Here is a 17,144-nt window from a genome sequence, read left to right on the forward strand (position 1 = left end):
GCATTATAGGGAGTTCTGATTTGGGCGCAAGGGGTTTTTCTACGATCACCGATCGCAAGACGATCTTTTAATCGCTTTGCTGAATTAACTAGCAATACGCGTCGAATTTAGACAAATCAGGACGAAACCTTTTATATCAAACCTAGCTAAAGTTCGTTTTTTCATCAATATACTAGTGTAATTGCTAATAATTCATTACCATATACGAGCTGTTAACAGTTAATTATCAATTCTTCAGAGAACCAATTATATGCAAAAGCCATTTCTTATTGTTTTGATAGTCGCCATCCTTGGCGCATTGGCAATATCTCAATTCACACCAGAGCTTTATTCGGCAATCGCATTTTTTACTGGTGCCATTATCGCTAGTGTTATTTTTACGCTGCAATCATCACCTTCTGCTGCAGGTACCGCCGAGACCTATACCGGACCAACCATGACACTCTATGTTGGAAACCTGCCTTATCGTGTTCATGAGGGTGAAGTTAAAGAGTTATTTGGAAAGTTTGGCCCGGTTAACTCGGTTCGCCTAGTACGCGATCGCAAGACTGGCCGTCGCAAAGGCTTTGGCTTTATCGAAATGTCTGAGGCGGGCGCGAAAAAGGCAATGAACAAACTAAACGAATTTGAATTTCAGGAGCGTACACTGAAAGTTCGTGAAGCTAAGTCTCAGGACGCTGATAAAAACGAGACCACGCAAGAAAGCTAAGCTTTAAACCACTTAGCCTATTACCGACACTAGCTGCCTGTCTCTATCGCACATTCTGCAAAAGATACTACCGATGAGAATCCCCAGGTAGCCAAGGTCGTTTTAAGACCTTCCGCAATAGTAGTTGTTGTATAGAAAGCCTGGCTTTGACCACGGAGCCCTTGTTTACCTTCCATCTGAATTAAAGTCATCACCCTAGCTGCAATTGCACGGGATGAATCCAGCAGTGTAACTCCCTCACCTAAATAGTCTTGTAGCTCAGATGCTAAAATCGGAAAGTGAGTACAACCTAAAACCAAGGTATCTAACCCAGACTCCTTTATAGGCTTAAGCACCTCATGTAAGGTCTGAAGATCTAATGGCTGCTGTGCCATCTTAGCTTCGGCTATATAGACGAGTTCAGAAGAGCCAAAGCGATCGACTCGGCAGTCACGGGCAAATTTATCGATCAACTCCTGAGTATAACGACGATTCACTGTACCCGGCGTCGCCAGTAAACCGAGGTGTTTATTCTTCGATAGGCGCGCCGCCGGTTTGATGGCTGGCACCACGCCGACAACAGGGATAGTTAAAGTCTCTCGCAACGCTGGCAGAATCAAAGTGCTGGCGCTGTTACAGGCCACGACTACAATATCAGCTTCGCTCAGAGTGACGGCTCGAGCTATCAGCTCAACACAACCTTGGATCAACTCCTGCTCGTCGAGCTCACCATAGGGCAGTCTGGCATTGTCGAACAAATAACAATAGTTGGCCTGAGGAAGTTGTTTGCGCACTTCGGCCAAAATAGATAGGCCCCCTACCCCAGAATCAAACACGAGTATATTTGCAGACAAATTGGCTCTCCGATAAAGATATATGACACTCGAGCAGCGATTTTTTCACATTCAGTGCAAAAGCTAAAGCTGATACGTGCAGATTTGTATCTCATGCGACAAACCTGACTCTATAGACACTTGGAATGTAAAACACCCCCTAGACATCAACGACAGGTAGTATACTATTTGCGCCCCCAATGATAGTAACGGTGTTAAGAAATGAATTTAGACGCAATGGATCCTAAGCAATACGATAAGCAACTCGATGCGAAACGTGAGAAATTAGCTCAGCTATTTGCCGACTTCGAAACACCTGAATTGGAAGTCTTTGCTTCACAAGACGCACATTATCGCATGCGCGCCGAATTTCGCGTCTGGCACGAAGGGGAAGACCTCTACTACTATATGTTCGATAAGGCACTTAACCAGAAGGTGCGTTGTGATCAATTCTTGCCGGCGAGCAAACTGATCAACGAAGTGATGCCAGAGTTGATGGCCGCCCTGCGCCCCAATCAGACACTCAGACACAAGCTGTTTCAGGTGGACTTTTTGTCGACCCTTAGCGGCGAGATCTTAATTTCACTCTTATACCATAAACAGCTAGATGCCCAGTGGGAAGCCGAAGCTAAAGTACTGAAGCAACAGCTATCAGACAGATTCAATGTCAACATCATAGGCCGTGCTCGCAAGCAGAAGCTGGTGCTGGATCGCGACTTCGTAATAGAAACCCTGCCAGTTAACGGGCAGCAGCTAGTCTATAAACAGGTCGAAAACAGCTTTACCCAACCCAATGGCGAAGTCGCCATCAAGATGTTGGAGTGGGCCATAGACATCACTCGTGACAGCAGTGGCGACCTGCTAGAGCTGTATTGTGGCAACGGCAACTTCTCCATCGCTCTGGCACAAAATTTCAATCGCGTCCTAGCCACAGAGCTGGCTAAGCCTTCAGTCGACTCGGCGCAGTACAACATTGAAGCCAATAAAGTCGAAAACCTGCAGATCATTCGCATGTCGGCTGAAGACTTTACCGATGCTCTAGCAAAGAAGCGCAGCTTCAGACGACTAGAAGGGGTGGATTTAGACAGTTACAACTGCAATACCATCTTCGTCGATCCGCCACGGGCAGGGCTCGATGACAATACTCTGACCATGGTGCAAGGCTACGAGCGGATCATGTATATCTCGTGCAACCCTAATACCTTACTCGATAACCTTAAGGTATTAGATAAGACCCACAAGATCACTCGCTTCGGGCTATTTGACCAATTCCCCTATACGGATCATATGGAGTCTGGCGTCCTGTTGGAACGCCGATAATCCGCGATAAAACAAAAAGGGCCAAATGGCCCTTTTTTATTTTATCGTTTTGATAACGCACCCTAGCGATGTTCCATCTTCTGCTGCAAAGATTCGGCGCCTTTCGCCACCATGCGCAGTTGGATCACCAAGCGGTCGGCTAAAATCTTACGATCGACACGTTTCATATCCAACGCCGCCGCGCCGGCATTAAAGACCAAGGTCACCAAAGCTTCGGCCTGCGCCCTGGCCAGTTCAGGCGTACGTTTGGCAGTCGCCTCGGTATAGTGGGCCAACTCAGAGATAAAGTGTTCAATTTCTCGGGCTACCGCGGCGCGAAAAGGTGCTGAAGTGCCCGAGCGCTCATGCAACAAAATGCGAAAGACGTTAGGGTTAGACTCCAACACTTCCATAAAGGTATCGACAGAAATACGAATTACGCTGCCGCCGGCTTCCGCGCGCTGACGCCCTTTACGCATCATCTGTCTCAGGGTCAATCCGCCTTCATCCACCATAGTCAGACCCAGCTCGTTCATATCCTTAAAATGGCGATAAAACGAAGTCGGCGCAATATTGGCTTCACGGGCCACCTCTCGCAAACTCAGACTAGAAAAGCTGCGCTCGGCACTTAATTGATTAAATGCCGCATCGACCAAGGCGCGACGCGTTTTTTCTTTTTGCTGTGCTCTGATACCCATCATGATGAATCCGCTAGATAAAACTCAATCTGCCAATAATACCTTCTTTAATACAAAAACGCAGCCCGCCTTGATCTCTCCAGCGAAGTCAGTAAAATTGGCTTACAGCTGTACGCTCAATATAAACCCTGGAAACAATAATGAAAAAACCTCCCCTCATCTGGACCAATATTTTGCTCTTTGCCATCACCTTCTTGGGTGCTGCCATTCTCGTCCCTTGGTACGGCATTACCCATGGCTACGGCCTGGCAGAATGGGCAGCCTTTATTGGCCTCGCCTTTGCCAGTGGTTTGTCGATAACCGCCGGATACCACAGGCTCTGGTCACATAGAACCTACAAGGCACACTGGTCAGTGCGTTTTCTTTTTGCCTTGGGCGGAGCACTTGCACTGCAAAACAGTGCCCTGCATTGGTCATCGGATCACCGTATCCATCACAAGCATGTCGATGACAACGATAAAGACCCCTATTCGGCTAACATGGGTTTCTGGTACAGCCACATCGGCTGGATGCTAAGAGAGTATCAGGCCCAGCGTTATCACGATTATAAGAACGTACGAGACCTGCAAAACGAAAAAATTGTGATGTGGCAGCACAAATACTATCTGCCGCTGGTCATCCTGATGAATATAGGTCTTCCTGTATTCTTAGGCTGGCTGAACGGCGATATCTGGGGCATGTTGCTGATGGCGGGGCTGCTACGCTTAGTTGTAGTCCATCACTGCACCTTCTTTATTAACTCCCTCGCCCATATCTGGGGAAGCCAGCCTTATACAGACAAAAACACGGCGCGGGACAATGGCCTGTTAGCGGTATTTACCTATGGTGAGGGCTACCATAATTTCCACCATATTTTCGAAAACGATTACCGCAACGGCATCCTCTGGTGGCACTACGATCCAACCAAGTGGCTGATCAACACCCTGGCCTGGACGGGACTGGCCCACAATCTCAGAGTCACTCCCCAGGAGCGTATCGAGAGCGCCAAACTGCAGATGCAACTGAAGAAGGCACAGCACAAGGTCACCCAGCTGGCCAATCACGAAGAGATCCTCGAGAAGATCCATACCGAATATGAACTGCTAAAAAACCATATCGCCGATTACTATCAGGCGCAAAAGGAACTGCTGGAGGCCAAGCGCAAACAGCTGACCACACAGCATTTAATGCAGCAGGTTGAGCATCTCAAACAAGAGCTGATGGCGCGTAAAAAGCAGTGGAAAAACCTCACCACTGGATTTGCCTAACATCCGACTTTCAATAGCCACCCAAACTGGGTGGCTTTTTTATCTCAATAGTACGAAGGTCGTTCTCCCCCTTAGGCACCAGCTTCTGCGTTCACATCTGTAGCGCTGGGCGATTGAAGTGCCGCACCTATGGGTCTATCATGAGCGGCTCATCCTTCATCTAGAGATAGTTTGCGTTCATGTCAGTAGAAAAGATTAAACTCACCGAATATAGCCATGGCGCCGGCTGTGGCTGCAAGATATCGCCAAAGGTACTGGGCACCATACTAGCTTCCCAACTGCCCACCTTCGACGACCCAAACATTCTGGTGGGTAATCAAACCCGCGATGACGCCGCTGTGTATCGTCTCAATGATGAAACCGGCATTATCAGCACTACTGATTTCTTTATGCCGATTGTTGATGACCCCTTTACCTTCGGACGCATCGCCGCCACCAATGCCATTAGCGACATCTATGCCATGGGCGGCACGCCTATGATGGCTATTGCCATTCTTGGGTGGCCGGTCAATACGCTACCCGCAGAGATAGCTCAGCAGGTCGTCGATGGCGGACGCCAGGCCTGTAAAGATGCCGGCATCATGTTGGCCGGTGGCCACAGTATCGACGCCCCAGAACCTATTTTCGGCCTCGCCGTGACCGGACAGATCCCCTTAACCGAGCTCAAACAAAATAATACGGCTAAGGCTGGCGATAAGTTATACCTCACCAAACCTTTAGGAATAGGTATCTTAACGACGGCGCAGAAACAGAAAAAGCTGGCCGAGCAAGATATCAATATCGCCCCTGATGCTATGTGCCAGCTCAACAAGGCAGGGCCGACCATCGCCAAGATCCCAGGCGTTACCGCCATGACTGACGTGACCGGATTTGGTCTGGCGGGCCACCTGATCGAGATGTGCCAAGGGGCTGAACTGGCCGCCAAAGTTGATCTAGCCGCCCTCCCTTTACTACCCAAGGCGATGGATTACCTCAAGCTTGGCTGTATTCCCGGCGGCACTCATCGCAACTACGACAGCTATGGTGAGCACCTCCCCAAGGTCACTGATGAACAAAAAGCGCTGTTATGCGACCCTCAAACCAGCGGTGGCTTATTGATTGCGGTCTCGGCCAGCCATGAATCTCAGCTGCTTGCACTGCTCGAGAAAGAGGGACTCCCGACCCAGTGCATCGGACAATTGGTGCCGCCAACCGAGGCGCAGGCTCTGGTGGAACTGATCTAATGAGCAATCAAATGGGCAGAGTTATCCCCGCGAGCGAATATGCCCGTATCCTGGCCGGCGATCATCCCATCATGGATGTACGCGCCCCGATAGAATTTACCAAGGGCGCCTTTCCCGCCAGTAGCAATCAGCCCCTGATGCAAGATGATGAGCGACAGAAGGTAGGCACCTGTTACAAGGAGCAAGGACAGGACGCCGCCATCGCCCTCGGCCATTCGCTGGTATGCGGCAGCGTCAAGCAACAGCGCGTAGACGCTTGGCTCACCTATCTGAACCAGCACCCCAACGCCTATCTCTACTGTTTTCGTGGCGGCCTGCGTTCACAGCTGACACAACAGTGGCTTAAAGAGGCGGGCAAAGAGGTACCCTATATTCAGGGCGGCTATAAGGCGATGCGCCAGTGCCTAATCGACACCATAGATACGGCGCCGCAGGTCAAGCCCATGCTGATCCTAAGCGGCATAACAGGCAGTGGTAAGACAGACTTTTTGCTGCAACGTCCAGAATCCGTCGATCTTGAGGGCTTGGCCCACCACAGAGGCTCCAGTTTCGGCCGCTATCACGAAGAGCAGCCAACACAGATCAACTTCGAAAATAGCTTGGGTGTCGCGCTACTAAAGCATCAGCAGAGCCAAGCACGAGATCTGTTACTGGAAGATGAGAGTTATCTGATTGGTCGCTCAGCTCTGCCTAAAGCTTTCTACATGGGGATGCAGGCGGCCAAGGTCGTGATCCTAGAGGAACCGATGGAGGCCAGGCTCACCCGATTGCTCGACGAATATGTGCATAAGATGCATCAAGGTTATGTCGAGCGTCTGGGTGAAAAAGCTGGCTTTGAAGCCTTTGGCCATTATCTGGCCAATAGCATCAGCGGCATCAAAAAACGCCTGGGCGGCAAGCAACATGATGAGCTACAAGCCATAATCAAACAGGCATTAGCTGTGCAATGGCAAGATGGGGATACCCAGGCTCATCTGGAGTGGATCGCCCTACTACTCAATAAATATTACGATCCCATGTATCAGTATCAGATAGAGAAAAAGGCCGAGCGGGTGATCTTCCAAGGTGACCATCAGGCTATGCATCAATGGCTGGATGACTACGCCAAGCGATAGAAACAACAAAAAAGCCAGACAAAACGTCTGGCTTTTCTCTTTGTGCATAGCGTCTCTACGACTCAGATAACATGGTCTCAACCCGTTCGCGCAGCTGATGGCGATTGGCCTCTGTACCGGAGATCACATCGGCCAGTCTCACCGATATCTTTGACCAGAAGCGCTTCGGACGCGTACTGAGAGCATGCCCACCATGGTGGCTGAAATAGGAACCCCAGAGGCCGTTGAGCGCCATGGGGATCACAGGCACAGGATCTCGTGCCAATATCTTATCTATCCCAGGTCTGAACTCACCCAACTCGCCGTTAGGCGTCAGGCGTCCCTCAGGGAAGATGCACACCAACTCCTCATTGGCCAATGCCTGATGAATCGACTCGAACGCCTGCTCATAAGTGGCTTCACACTGGCGCGGCGAACAGATGGGGATCACCCCTGCGTGTCTAAACAGATATTTCAGCAAAGGTATCTCGCTGATCGACTTATCCATCACAAAGCGAATCGGTCGAGTCGACGCGCCCATGATGATCAGAGCGTCCACATAACTGACATGATTACAGACTATAATGCCGGCGCCTTCAGTGGGCAGCTTTTCGCGACCAGACACAGTGACGCGATAAAGAATATGACTCAGCAAATAGCTGACAAAGCGCTGGGTAAACTCTGGCACCTGACTATAAACATACAAGGCCACCACGGCATTAAGCAGCGCCAACAATAGAAACAGCTCTGTGATCTGCCACTCAAACACTTCTAGCAGCAAGATAGATAAGAGTGCCGAGACCACCATAAACAAAGCATTCATTATGTTGTTTGCGGCAATCGCCTGAGCACACTCGCCTCTCTCTGCCCTCGACTGAATAAAGGCGTAAAGAGGCACGATAAACAAGCCACCACTCACACCCACCATAAACAGGGCAAACATCACCCGATAGTGTTGTGACTCATCAATAAAGCTACTGAAGGTATAGATCGCCTGTCCCTGAGCAGGTAAGTCGGGAAGCGCCCACAAGAGATCGACCCCAAACAATGTCAGACCCGCCACCCCAAAAGGCAACAACCCCAGCTCGACATGGCCATAGGAGAAACGTTCACACAGAAAGGAGCCTACCGCGATACCAATTGAGAAGAGCGCCAGTAGCAGTGAAACGACAGTAGCGTCTGCGTGCAGATGTAACTTGGCAAAGTTAGGAAATTGGGTCAGATAGGTGGCACCTAGAAACCAAAACCAGCTGATCGCCAAGATTGCCATCCAGATACTTGGCGTATTTCTCACCTTAGCGATACTGCGCCAAGTGCCAGACAAGGGTGCAAAACGTATTTTAGTGATCGCCCCCTGAGGCGGCATGGCAGGTATCGCTCGACTGGCTAAGTATCCAGCGATAGCCAGTACAAATACTGTTAGTGCCGTGGCGATAACGCCTTTATCACTGGCCACCAAGAGCCCGGCGCTTAGGGTACCGATCAAGATAGAGAGAAAGGTGCCCATCTCCACCCAGGCATTGCCCGTCACCAGTTCATCTTCAGCCAACGCTTGAGGCAGCAGAGAGTATTTCACCGGACCGAAATAGGCCGACTGACTACCGGTTAAGAAGAGCAGTACTAACATCACCATATAGCTTTGGGTCAGTATCGCCATGGCCGCGCAGGACATGATCACCAGCTCAAGCTGTTTTAAGCGTCTGATCAGTTTCGCCTTATCCATATTATCGGCCACCATTCCCGCATGAGCGGAAAACAGAAAAAACGGCAAGATAAACACGCCAGCGGCGAGGTTGACGAATAGGTTCACACTAATGGGCAGGGCGTCTATCTGGCTATAGGTCACCATCAGCAGCAGCACATTCTTATAAATATTGTCATTAAGTGCGCCCAGGCACTGAGTGGCAAAATAGGGAAAAAACCGTCTGGTTAGCAGCATAACGTCTCCTTGTGATAACCCAATCCTTTAAGTTGAACCTCTAAATGATGCTGGATGGCTTGGGTAAGGCTAACCCCAGGCGCAAAAAGCTTGTCATCCAGATCCAGACTCACCAAACCATGCACCCCAGCCCATACAGCACGACTTGCCAGCAGACATTGCTGCTGAGGTAGTTCCGGTAACAAACTCGCCAGACGCGACTCGACCAAGGCAAACAACTGCTCAATTAGCCTGGCATGACGCTCGCTTATCCCCTGCTCTTTGGTGGCCTTAAGTTCAAAGATCAATTGAAAGGCTCTTGGCTGTTCAAAGGCAAATTCTTGATAGGCGGCAGCCATAGCCGTTAATCCACCGAACTCTGGCGTTTGCGCTTGACCTGCCAATCGCTCAAATAGCTCACTCAGGGTCTGCTCGGCGACCGCCAGCAACAATCCCTGATAACTGCCAAAGAGATTTACCAGCGTGCTAGGCACATAGCCAATAACCGCCGCCACTTTGCGTAAACTGAGGGAATCGAGCGATTCATTCTTAAGATGCGCCAACACAGCCGCGATGGCCATTACCTTAATCTCTTCATGAGTATGTTCTTTGCGCCTAGCCATCTCATCCCATCCTTTTTAGCTTTTGGGTTAAGTTAGCAGCAAACAAAATAAAAAACAATGTTCATAATAAGTTTGTTTTTTAGCTCTATGTTTAAAAGGGAAGTTTTAACGATCGAGGATCATCAGGATGCGATCTTCATGGGGACCGAAGTAGTCGACTTCTAAACCCTGCTCAATAAACCCCAACCTGGCGTAGAGATGGCGGGCTGGATTGTCGGGCGAGACAGTCAATTTAACTTGCCTGACCTCGGCAGGCAGCGAGGCTAACGTCTCGACAATCAACCGCTTGCCTATTCCTTTGCCCTGAGCGGCACTATCGACAGCCACCGAAAGGATCCAGGCGCAAGCAGGCTGTTCACTTCTGGCCAGCAGGATATAGCCCAGCACACAGCCCAGTGCATCACAGGCAACACGCAGACCACTGGGCCAGCAATCATAACTCTGACGAAAGAAAAAATCGGGGTAGGCATGCTCGCCAAACAGCTGCTGCTCCAAACGATAGAGTGGCAACAACTGCGACTTAGCGGCTGCTTGAATAACAATAGATTGGGGATTATTCACTGGTTAACAGTTTATCCCAAGGCAGGTGGGTTGAGCCCACAACGATAAAATTGGGATTCTCTAACGACTCACGCTCGTTATAACTTAGGGGCTGCAATTCAAGATCCATCACCTGGCCGCCGGCCTCTTCGATGATGATCTGCGCCGCGCCTGTATCCCACTCGCCGGTGGGGCCGATGCGCACATAACAGTCGGCTCGCCCTTCTGCCACCAGGCAGCTCTTTAGTGCTGCGCCCCCCAAAACCACGAGTTCGCAGTGTTTAGGATGATGGAATAACTTCAGCACTGAATGAGGATCTTGACGGCGACTCACCGCCAAGCGTAGACAGGGTTCATCGTCAGTGGTGAGCTGTTTACTGGCGATACGTACCTCACCCTTACTGCTACGTTTGTAGGCACCCAGGCCCGCCACCGCATAATAGACCACGTCCGTCATGGGCACATAGACGATCCCCATGATAGGGCGATTATGCTCAACCAGGGCGATGATCACCGAGAAGTCGCCGCTGCCGGCAATAAATTCACCGGTACCATCCAAGGGATCGACCAACCAGTAGCGTTGCCAGTCGGCGCGCTCAGAGAAAGGAATATCAGCATCTTCTTCGGATAAAACGGGGATATCAGGCGTTAGGCGCTCAAGCTGTGAAGAGATAATCTTATGAGCCGCGATATCGGCAGAGGTCACAGGGGTATTGTCAGACTTTACTTCTCGCTCGAAGCTCCCCTCGAGGTAGATAGTCTTAATCGCCTCTCCCGCCTCGATGGCAATACTTATCGCCTGCTCAATATACTCTTCTGGCTTCATCACAACTCCAACAGCCTACATCTGGCAATGCCTATTTATCGTTTAGATTAACTACTTTAGTTTTAGATGTTTCTGCGCCAAAAACAAGGCGCTAACGCTTCTAGACTCGGAAAAGTCGTCTTCTAATAACAGCTCAGACCACTGACTCAAGGGCCAACGCACCACTTCTATCGGTTCTGGCTCATCACCTTGCAGTCGACTCTCATACAGATCTTCGGCTACGAAGATCTGCATCTTGCTGGCAAAATAGCCTGGCGCCAGACTTAGCTCCATCAGATGGGTCAACTTATGGGCGCCAAAGCCTATCTCTTCTTGCAGCTCTCGATTGGCCGCCTCGGCGTGACTCTCACCTGGATCAACCAAGCCCTTAGGGAAGCCAAGCTCATAGCTATGGGTTCCCGCCGCGTACTCGCGCCCTAAAAGGAGGTCTTTACCATGCACTGGCACCACCATGACGGCGCCACGGGCATTGCCTTTCATGCGCTCATACTGGCGCTCAACCTGATTCGAAAATTTTAAATGCACCTGCTCAATCTGAAATAGACGGCTTTGTGCAACAACTTCGGCATGTAGGATCTGCGGCTTTTTGTCCGGCATGAAACTTCCTGATAAAAATGGCGTTTGCTTAACCACTCAATCTTACTATGATGTGCCTAATCCACAACTCTCACCAAGGAATTTTTTTCACACCTTTATGTTTCCCTGGAATAAGATAGATACTGTGCTGCTCGATATGGACGGCACCCTGCTGGATCTGCATTTCGATAATCACTTCTGGCTCAGCCTGGTTCCTCAATCCTTGTGCCAAGAGAAACAGATCCCCTTAACTGAGGCGCAGCAACTGGTCGAAACCGCCTATGCCAAGGTATTTGGCACCTTAGAATGGTATTGTCTGGAATATTGGCAGCAAGAGCTTGGCCTAGATATTCTTGCCCTGCACCACACTCTGGTAGACAGAATCCAACTGCGCCAAGACAGCATGCCCTTTCTCTCGGCACTTGCCAGGCACAACAAGCAGCGTATCTTAGTCACCAACGCACACCCACAAAGCTTGTCATTAAAGCTCAAACATACCGAGCTGGCTTCCGGGTTAGATCATATGCTCTCAAGCCACCACACTGGTTACCCCAAAGAGCATCCCCAGTTTTGGCTTAGCCTATTTGAGCGCTTCTCCCTAGATCCAAGCCGTTGCCTGTTTATCGACGATAGCGAACCCATCTTGCAGGCTGCCAAAGCCGCAGGAGTTGGCTATCAACTCGGCATCAAGAATCCCGACAGCCAAAAGCCACACAAAACCTTTACCGATTTTCCCGCCATCGATGATTATCATCAGCTGTTGATCTCCCTTGAGAAAACGATTACCGGCTAAATATTCGTGGGGTTAACTCGCTAACCATTTGAGCTGATTGATAGAAAAACTGGTTAATACTTGCACTGTATAAAATACTGTATATACTGACAGGTACTGTATGGAAAGACAGGATTAATCATGAGACCCTTAACACCAAGACAAGCCGAGATTTTAGAGCTAATAAAACGCAATATTGCAGACACGGGCATGCCACCAACCCGTGCCGAAATTGCGCGCCGATTAGGCTTTAAGAGCGCGAATGCCGCCGAAGAGCACCTTAAGGCACTGGCCAAAAAAGGTTGCATCGAGATCATGCCGGGCACCTCTCGCGGCATTAAGCTGACTCAAGAGGAAGAGCCTGAAGATCTCGGTTTACCTCTGATTGGACAGGTAGCAGCCGGTGAGCCGATTCTGGCACAGGAACATGTTGAACAGCACTACCAGGTTGACCCGAGCATGTTTCGCCCAAGTGCCGACTTTCTGTTGCGTGTAAGAGGCGACAGTATGAAAGATATCGGCATCCTTGAGGGCGACCTGCTAGCGGTACATAAGGTCGAACAAGCAAGAAACGGACAGATAGTCGTTGCTCGCGTAGAGGATGATGTGACGGTCAAGCGCTTCGAGAAGCGTGGCAGCACAGTTTATCTACATGCAGAAAATGAAGAATACTCACCTATCGTTGTTGATCTGACGACTCAGAGCCTGAGCATAGAAGGTTTAGCCGTCGGCGTGATTCGTAATGGAGACTGGCAATGAATAATCTCATGGGTATGGCACCTCGTCATCCGGGGCTTTGGATCGATCTCGACAGTTCGCTTAAAAGCGGCAGCAAGAACACTATTTCAACGGTTTCCAGTTCGACTCAGGGCAAGCAAGAGTTACAGAGCCTTACACCTGAACTGGCGAGACTCAGCCAGCAAGGGCAATGGGTCGTTCTGATCAGCCCACCCAATATTGGCTATAAGCAGATGTTGGCCGACGGCGGCGTGCGGATGGATCGCATCTTGCTGGTCCACACTAAAGATGAAGTTGAAGCGCTTTGGGCTATGGAAAAGGCTCTCACAAGTGGTACATCCAGTGCCGTGATCAGCTGGACACAATCATTGGATGCACGGGACAATCGCCGCTTGCAGATCGTCGCGAAAAACACCCGCGCCTTAGGGGTGGTTATCGAAGATGCGAACAGTCACTTACCTGCCAACCCTTTTAGCCAAGAGGATCTTGGTACCAAGGCCACCAATCAGTTTACCTCTCTTCACTGATCATCCTTGCCAATTCTTTCCATACTAACGCCCCGAAAGGGGCGTTTTTGTATCTGTTTTATTTAGCAAAATAAAATAAAAGTGATCTTGATCAATATTTAAACAGCCATTAAGTTAGTAGTAGATATCAACGATTATTTGTTATGTCGAACAATTTGGTTGTCGGCTTGAGCGGCGAATAAATCTGTACCAGATCGCCCTAAGAGCTGAAATTCGTCTGATATATTCAGCCGTAAGTGCAAGCGTGGTTACCACCAGCAAAACAAAAGATTCACCACCGACGCACTTTGAAGTCATCGTTGCTTTTTTGGGAACTGAAGAGTTTGCATAGAGCCGAGACATACTGTGTGGCTCTTCTTTGTAGTTGCCTTCGCAATTGACAGAGGAGAAGTCTAGTGAAGCAAGTGTTGTGTTGTTTGCTGGCGTTGCTAATTACGCCCACCATACTCGCAGCCGATATGCCCCTTAACATGACATCAGGGGTCACAGAGATCAGTAATCAGGTGTTTAGCCTGCATATGACGATTCTCTATATCTGCTGTGCCATAGGCCTGGTCGTCTTTGGGGTGATGATCTATTCCATCATCAACCACAGACGCTCAAAGGGTGCCGTTGCGGCAAACTTTCATGAGAGCACCAAGGTTGAGATCGCCTGGACCATTGTCCCTTTCGTGATCTTAATCGTGATGGCCATCCCGGCAACCAAGACACTTATCGCCATGGAAGACCCCAGCAATGCGGACCTCACCATTAAGGTTACTGGCTCTCAATGGAAGTGGCATTACAGCTACTTTGATCATGACATTGCCTATTTCAGCCTATTGTCGACGCCAAGAGACCAAATAGAGGGCAAAGAAGCCAAAGGCGAGCACTACCTTCTTGAAGTCGACAAACCGTTAGTCCTTCCAGTTAACCGTAAAGTTCGTTTCTTGATGACTTCAGAGGATGTAATTCATTCTTGGTGGGTCCCCGCCTTTGCGGTGAAAAAAGACGCCAACCCCGGCTTTATCAACGAGGCCTGGACCCGCATCGACAAACCCGGCATCTATCGTGGCCAATGCGCCGAACTATGCGGAAAAGACCATGGATTTATGCCTATCGTGGTACAGGTTCTTTCCGAAGCCGACTTCGATAAATGGGTGGTCGATCAAAAAGCCCTGGCCAACGCCGCTGCGGCCGAAGCTCAGGCAGCCCTATCTAAAACTCTGTCGAAAGAAGAACTCATGAGCCGAGGTGAACAGGTCTATATGGCGCAATGTGCAGCCTGCCACCAGCCAAATGGTGCCGGCTTGCCAGGAGTCTTCCCGTCACTGATTGGCAGCCCAGCTATTAAAGGCCCAGTTGCCGAGCATATCGATGTGGTCTTAAATGGCAGAACAGGCACAGCGATGCAGGCGTTTGCGCAGCAGCTGACCGCTACCGATATTGCCGCTGTCGTCACCTTCGAGCGTAATGCTTGGGGTAATGATTCAGGCGACACGGTTCAAGCCGCCGATGTCAGCAATGTAAGCACGCCGTCCGGCAGTGAAGCGACAACACCAGCGGCCAGCGCCGATCAAGTGGCACCCGAGATGGCCACAGAAGAACCTAAAGCTGTTGTGTTAGATGATTTAACCATGGATGAACTGATGACCAAGGGGGAGCAAGTGTATCTGTCCCATTGTGCAGCCTGCCATCAGGCTAACGGAATGGGATTGCCCGGCGCCTTCCCTGCTATGAAAGGTAGCGCCATTGCCACGGGGCCTATGAGTGATCACCTAGAGATGGTGATAAAAGGGAAGCCAGGAACTGCCATGCAGGCATTTGGCCCCCTATTAACCCCGCAAGAACTAGCAGCCGTGATCACCTATGAGCGTAACGCCTGGGGAAACAATACGGGCGATGCGGTTCAGGCAACAGACGTTAACCAACACGGTCAATAGGGAGGCATTATGAATGCAATAACGCGTGAAGCAGAAATGGATGCCACTCATATTGGCGAACATTCAGATCACCACGAGGAGCATCCAACGGGCATAAAACGTTGGTTGTTTACCACTAACCACAAAGATATCGGCACTCTTTACCTCTGGTTCAGTTTCATCATGTTCTTGACCGGTGGCGCCATGGCGATGGTGATCCGTGCCGAACTGTTCCAACCGGGTTTGCAACTGGTGGAGCCTAACTTCTTCAACCAGATGACGACAGTTCACGGCCTTATCATGGTGTTCGGTGCTGTGATGCCAGCCTTTACCGGCCTGGCCAACTGGCTGATCCCTATGATGATAGGGGCGCCCGATATGGCGCTACCGCGCATGAACAACTGGAGCTTCTGGATCCTACCCTTTGCCTTTGCGATCCTCCTTAGCTCACTGTTTATGGAAGGGGGCGGCCCTAACTTCGGTTGGACCTTTTATGCTCCTCTATCGACGACCTACAGCCCGGACAGCACGGCGCTCTTTGTCTTCTCGGTTCACATCATGGGGATCAGCTCCATCATGGGTGCCATCAACGTGATCGTCACCATAGTTAATATGCGTGCCCCCGGCATGACCTGGATGAAACTGCCTCTGTTTGTCTGGACCTGGTTGATCACGGCCTTCCTGTTGATCGCAGTAATGCCGGTGCTCGCCGGTGTGGTCACCATGGTTCTGACCGACAAGTTTTTCGGTACTAGCTTCTTCGATGCCGCCGGGGGCGGGGATCCTGTGATGTTCCAGCATATTTTCTGGTTCTTCGGCCACCCCGAGGTCTATATCATGATCTTGCCATCATTCGGCATCATCTCAGCTATCGTACCGGCTTTCAGCCGTAAGAAACTCTTTGGTTACTCCTCCATGGTTTACGCCACGGCCAGTATCGCGATCCTCTCCTTTCTGGTCTGGGCACATCACATGTTTACCACGGGGATGCCAGTATTTGCAGAGCTCTTCTTTATGTACTGCACCATGCTGATTGCGGTGCCAACAGGGGTCAAGGTATTCAACTGGGTGGCAACCCTCTGGCGTGGTTCGCTCACCTTCGAGACGCCCATGCTATTCGCACTCGCCTTTATCATTCTCTTCACCATAGGGGGCTTCTCCGGGCTGATGCTGGCAATCACGCCAGTCGATTTCCAGTACCATGATACCTACTTCGTTGTGGCTCACTTCCACTACGTATTGGTCTCGGGCGCCATCTTCTCCATCATGGCGGCGGCCTACTATTGGCTACCTAAGTGGACCGGACACATGTACAGCGAGAAATTGGGGAAACTACATTTCTGGTGTTCGGTTATCTCGGTCAATGTACTCTTCTTCCCCATGCACTTCCTGGGACTGGCAGGCATGCCAAGACGTATTCCCGATTACGCGATTCAATTTGCCGATGTGAACCAAATTGTTTCTATCGGCGGTTTTGCCTTCGGCTTGTCGCAATTGATCTTTTTAGTGGTAGTGATCAAGTGTATTCGCGGTGGCGAAGCGGCACCGAGTAAACCTTGGGATGGTGCAGAAGGCTTAGAGTGGACCCTACCGAGTCCAGCACCCTACCATTCATTCTCGACACCACCCGAGGTGAAATAG

General features: G+C 50.3%; 17 protein-coding genes. 10 read left to right on the forward strand and 7 right to left on the reverse strand.

Translation table 11 applies throughout. The annotated features are described in order from the left end of the window. Nucleotides 1–250 precede the first annotated feature (250 nt). Complete coding sequence (locus NY07_RS08015) at nucleotides 251–709, forward strand: RNA recognition motif domain-containing protein (RefSeq protein WP_033538834.1); 459 nt, start codon at nucleotides 251–253, stop codon at nucleotides 707–709. A 29-nt stretch (nucleotides 710–738) separates the two neighbouring features. Here NY07_RS08015 and murI read toward each other — a convergent pair whose 3' ends face one another. Beyond that, nucleotides 739–1,542, reverse strand: a complete 804-nt coding sequence (gene murI, locus NY07_RS08020) for a glutamate racemase (RefSeq protein ID WP_033538835.1) — start codon at nucleotides 1,540–1,542, stop codon at nucleotides 739–741. Between the two features lie 201 nt (nucleotides 1,543–1,743). Here murI and trmA point away from each other — a divergent pair, with 201 nt between their 5' ends. Continuing rightward, nucleotides 1,744–2,841 carry a tRNA (uridine(54)-C5)-methyltransferase TrmA gene (gene trmA / locus NY07_RS08025; RefSeq protein WP_033538836.1) on the forward strand — a complete coding sequence of 366 codons (1,098 nt, stop codon included), beginning with the start codon at nucleotides 1,744–1,746 and terminating at the stop codon, nucleotides 2,839–2,841. Nucleotides 2,842–2,903: 62 nt separating this feature from the next. Here trmA and fabR read toward each other — a convergent pair whose 3' ends face one another. Further along, nucleotides 2,904–3,518, reverse strand: coding sequence for an HTH-type transcriptional repressor FabR (fabR, locus tag NY07_RS08030; RefSeq protein ID WP_033538975.1), 615 nt, complete (start codon nucleotides 3,516–3,518; stop codon nucleotides 2,904–2,906). A 140-nt stretch (nucleotides 3,519–3,658) separates the two neighbouring features. Here fabR and NY07_RS08035 point away from each other — a divergent pair, with 140 nt between their 5' ends. From NY07_RS08035 to mnmH, 3 genes are all read left to right on the forward strand, one after another. Further along, nucleotides 3,659–4,765: a fatty acid desaturase gene (locus NY07_RS08035; protein ID WP_033538837.1), complete on the forward strand. Its 1,107-nt coding sequence runs from the start codon at nucleotides 3,659–3,661 to the stop codon at nucleotides 4,763–4,765. Between the two features lie 179 nt (nucleotides 4,766–4,944). Next, the gene (gene selD, locus NY07_RS08040) at nucleotides 4,945–5,988 is read left to right on the forward strand and encodes a selenide, water dikinase SelD (protein ID WP_033538838.1); all 1,044 of its coding nucleotides are present in this window, start codon (nucleotides 4,945–4,947) and stop codon (nucleotides 5,986–5,988) included. 11 nt (nucleotides 5,989–5,999) lie between these two features. Beyond that, a complete protein-coding gene (mnmH, locus tag NY07_RS08045; protein WP_033538976.1) occupies nucleotides 6,000–7,103 on the forward strand; it encodes a tRNA 2-selenouridine(34) synthase MnmH in 1,104 nt (367 codons plus the stop codon). Nucleotides 7,104–7,158: 55 nt separating this feature from the next. Here mnmH and NY07_RS08050 read toward each other — a convergent pair whose 3' ends face one another. The 5 genes from NY07_RS08050 to nudE all read right to left on the reverse strand — a co-directional run bounded on the left by NY07_RS08050 (nucleotide 7,159) and on the right by nudE (nucleotide 11,586). After that, nucleotides 7,159–9,021 (reverse strand): MFS transporter, encoded by a 1,863-nt coding sequence (locus NY07_RS08050; RefSeq protein ID WP_033538839.1) that lies wholly within the window; start codon nucleotides 9,019–9,021, stop codon nucleotides 7,159–7,161. Next, nucleotides 9,012–9,623, reverse strand: a complete 612-nt coding sequence (locus NY07_RS08055) for a TetR/AcrR family transcriptional regulator (protein ID WP_033538840.1) — start codon at nucleotides 9,621–9,623, stop codon at nucleotides 9,012–9,014. The genes NY07_RS08050 and NY07_RS08055 overlap by 10 nt, the downstream gene beginning before the upstream one ends. Nucleotides 9,624–9,728: 105 nt before the next feature. Continuing rightward, complete coding sequence (locus NY07_RS08060; RefSeq protein ID WP_033538841.1) at nucleotides 9,729–10,184, reverse strand: GNAT family N-acetyltransferase; 456 nt, start codon at nucleotides 10,182–10,184, stop codon at nucleotides 9,729–9,731. Next, a complete protein-coding gene (gene cysQ / locus NY07_RS08065; RefSeq protein WP_033538842.1) occupies nucleotides 10,177–10,989 on the reverse strand; it encodes a 3'(2'),5'-bisphosphate nucleotidase CysQ in 813 nt (270 codons plus the stop codon). Before cysQ ends, NY07_RS08060 begins: the two co-directional genes overlap by 8 nt. A 51-nt stretch (nucleotides 10,990–11,040) precedes the next feature. Beyond that, entirely contained in the window at nucleotides 11,041–11,586 is a 546-nt protein-coding gene (gene nudE / locus NY07_RS08070) for an ADP compounds hydrolase NudE (RefSeq protein ID WP_033538843.1), read from the reverse strand. 97 nt (nucleotides 11,587–11,683) lie between these two features. On the opposite strand from nudE, the gene yrfG reads away from it, so the two are divergent. The 5 genes from yrfG to ctaD all read left to right on the forward strand — a co-directional run bounded on the left by yrfG (nucleotide 11,684) and on the right by ctaD (nucleotide 17,144). Further along, on the forward strand, nucleotides 11,684–12,358 hold the full coding sequence (gene yrfG / locus NY07_RS08075; RefSeq protein WP_033538977.1) for a GMP/IMP nucleotidase: 675 nt from the start codon (nucleotides 11,684–11,686) through the stop codon (nucleotides 12,356–12,358). Between the two features lie 120 nt (nucleotides 12,359–12,478). Next, nucleotides 12,479–13,096 carry a transcriptional repressor LexA gene (lexA, locus tag NY07_RS08080; RefSeq protein ID WP_033538844.1) on the forward strand — a complete coding sequence of 206 codons (618 nt, stop codon included), beginning with the start codon at nucleotides 12,479–12,481 and terminating at the stop codon, nucleotides 13,094–13,096. Then, a complete protein-coding gene (locus NY07_RS08085) occupies nucleotides 13,093–13,602 on the forward strand; it encodes a cell division inhibitor SulA (RefSeq protein WP_033538845.1) in 510 nt (169 codons plus the stop codon). Before lexA ends, NY07_RS08085 begins: the two co-directional genes overlap by 4 nt. A gap of 395 nt (nucleotides 13,603–13,997) precedes the next feature. Further along, the gene (gene coxB, locus NY07_RS08090) at nucleotides 13,998–15,524 is read left to right on the forward strand and encodes a cytochrome c oxidase subunit II (RefSeq protein ID WP_033538846.1); all 1,527 of its coding nucleotides are present in this window, start codon (nucleotides 13,998–14,000) and stop codon (nucleotides 15,522–15,524) included. A 9-nt stretch (nucleotides 15,525–15,533) separates the two neighbouring features. Continuing rightward, nucleotides 15,534–17,144 (forward strand): cytochrome c oxidase subunit I, encoded by a 1,611-nt coding sequence (gene ctaD / locus NY07_RS08095; RefSeq protein WP_052125561.1) that lies wholly within the window; start codon nucleotides 15,534–15,536, stop codon nucleotides 17,142–17,144.

This window comes from Shewanella sp. ECSMB14101, assembly GCF_000773485.1.
Classification (GTDB): Bacteria; Pseudomonadota; Gammaproteobacteria; order Enterobacterales; family Shewanellaceae; genus Shewanella; species Shewanella marisflavi.

Bases quoted from the DNA above. Each gene is read 5' to 3' on its own strand.
- NY07_RS08015 (WP_033538834.1), top strand. From the start codon at position 251: ATGCAAAAGCCATTTCTTATTGTTTTGATAGTCGCCATCCTTGGCGCA.
- trmA (WP_033538836.1), top strand. From the start codon at position 1,744: ATGAATTTAGACGCAATGGATCCTAAGCAATACGATAAGCAACTCGAT.
- fabR (WP_033538975.1), bottom strand. From the start codon at position 3,518: ATGGGTATCAGAGCACAGCAAAAAGAAAAAACGCGTCGCGCCTTGGTC.
- NY07_RS08035 (WP_033538837.1), top strand. From the start codon at position 3,659: ATGAAAAAACCTCCCCTCATCTGGACCAATATTTTGCTCTTTGCCATC.
- selD (WP_033538838.1), top strand. From the start codon at position 4,945: ATGTCAGTAGAAAAGATTAAACTCACCGAATATAGCCATGGCGCCGGC.
- mnmH (WP_033538976.1), top strand. From the start codon at position 6,000: ATGGGCAGAGTTATCCCCGCGAGCGAATATGCCCGTATCCTGGCCGGC.
- NY07_RS08050 (WP_033538839.1), bottom strand. From the start codon at position 9,021: ATGCTGCTAACCAGACGGTTTTTTCCCTATTTTGCCACTCAGTGCCTG.
- NY07_RS08055 (WP_033538840.1), bottom strand. From the start codon at position 9,623: ATGGCTAGGCGCAAAGAACATACTCATGAAGAGATTAAGGTAATGGCC.
- cysQ (WP_033538842.1), bottom strand. From the start codon at position 10,989: ATGAAGCCAGAAGAGTATATTGAGCAGGCGATAAGTATTGCCATCGAG.
- nudE (WP_033538843.1), bottom strand. From the start codon at position 11,586: ATGCCGGACAAAAAGCCGCAGATCCTACATGCCGAAGTTGTTGCACAA.
- yrfG (WP_033538977.1), top strand. From the start codon at position 11,684: ATGTTTCCCTGGAATAAGATAGATACTGTGCTGCTCGATATGGACGGC.
- lexA (WP_033538844.1), top strand. From the start codon at position 12,479: ATGAGACCCTTAACACCAAGACAAGCCGAGATTTTAGAGCTAATAAAA.
- NY07_RS08085 (WP_033538845.1), top strand. From the start codon at position 13,093: ATGAATAATCTCATGGGTATGGCACCTCGTCATCCGGGGCTTTGGATC.
- ctaD (WP_052125561.1), top strand. From the start codon at position 15,534: ATGAATGCAATAACGCGTGAAGCAGAAATGGATGCCACTCATATTGGC.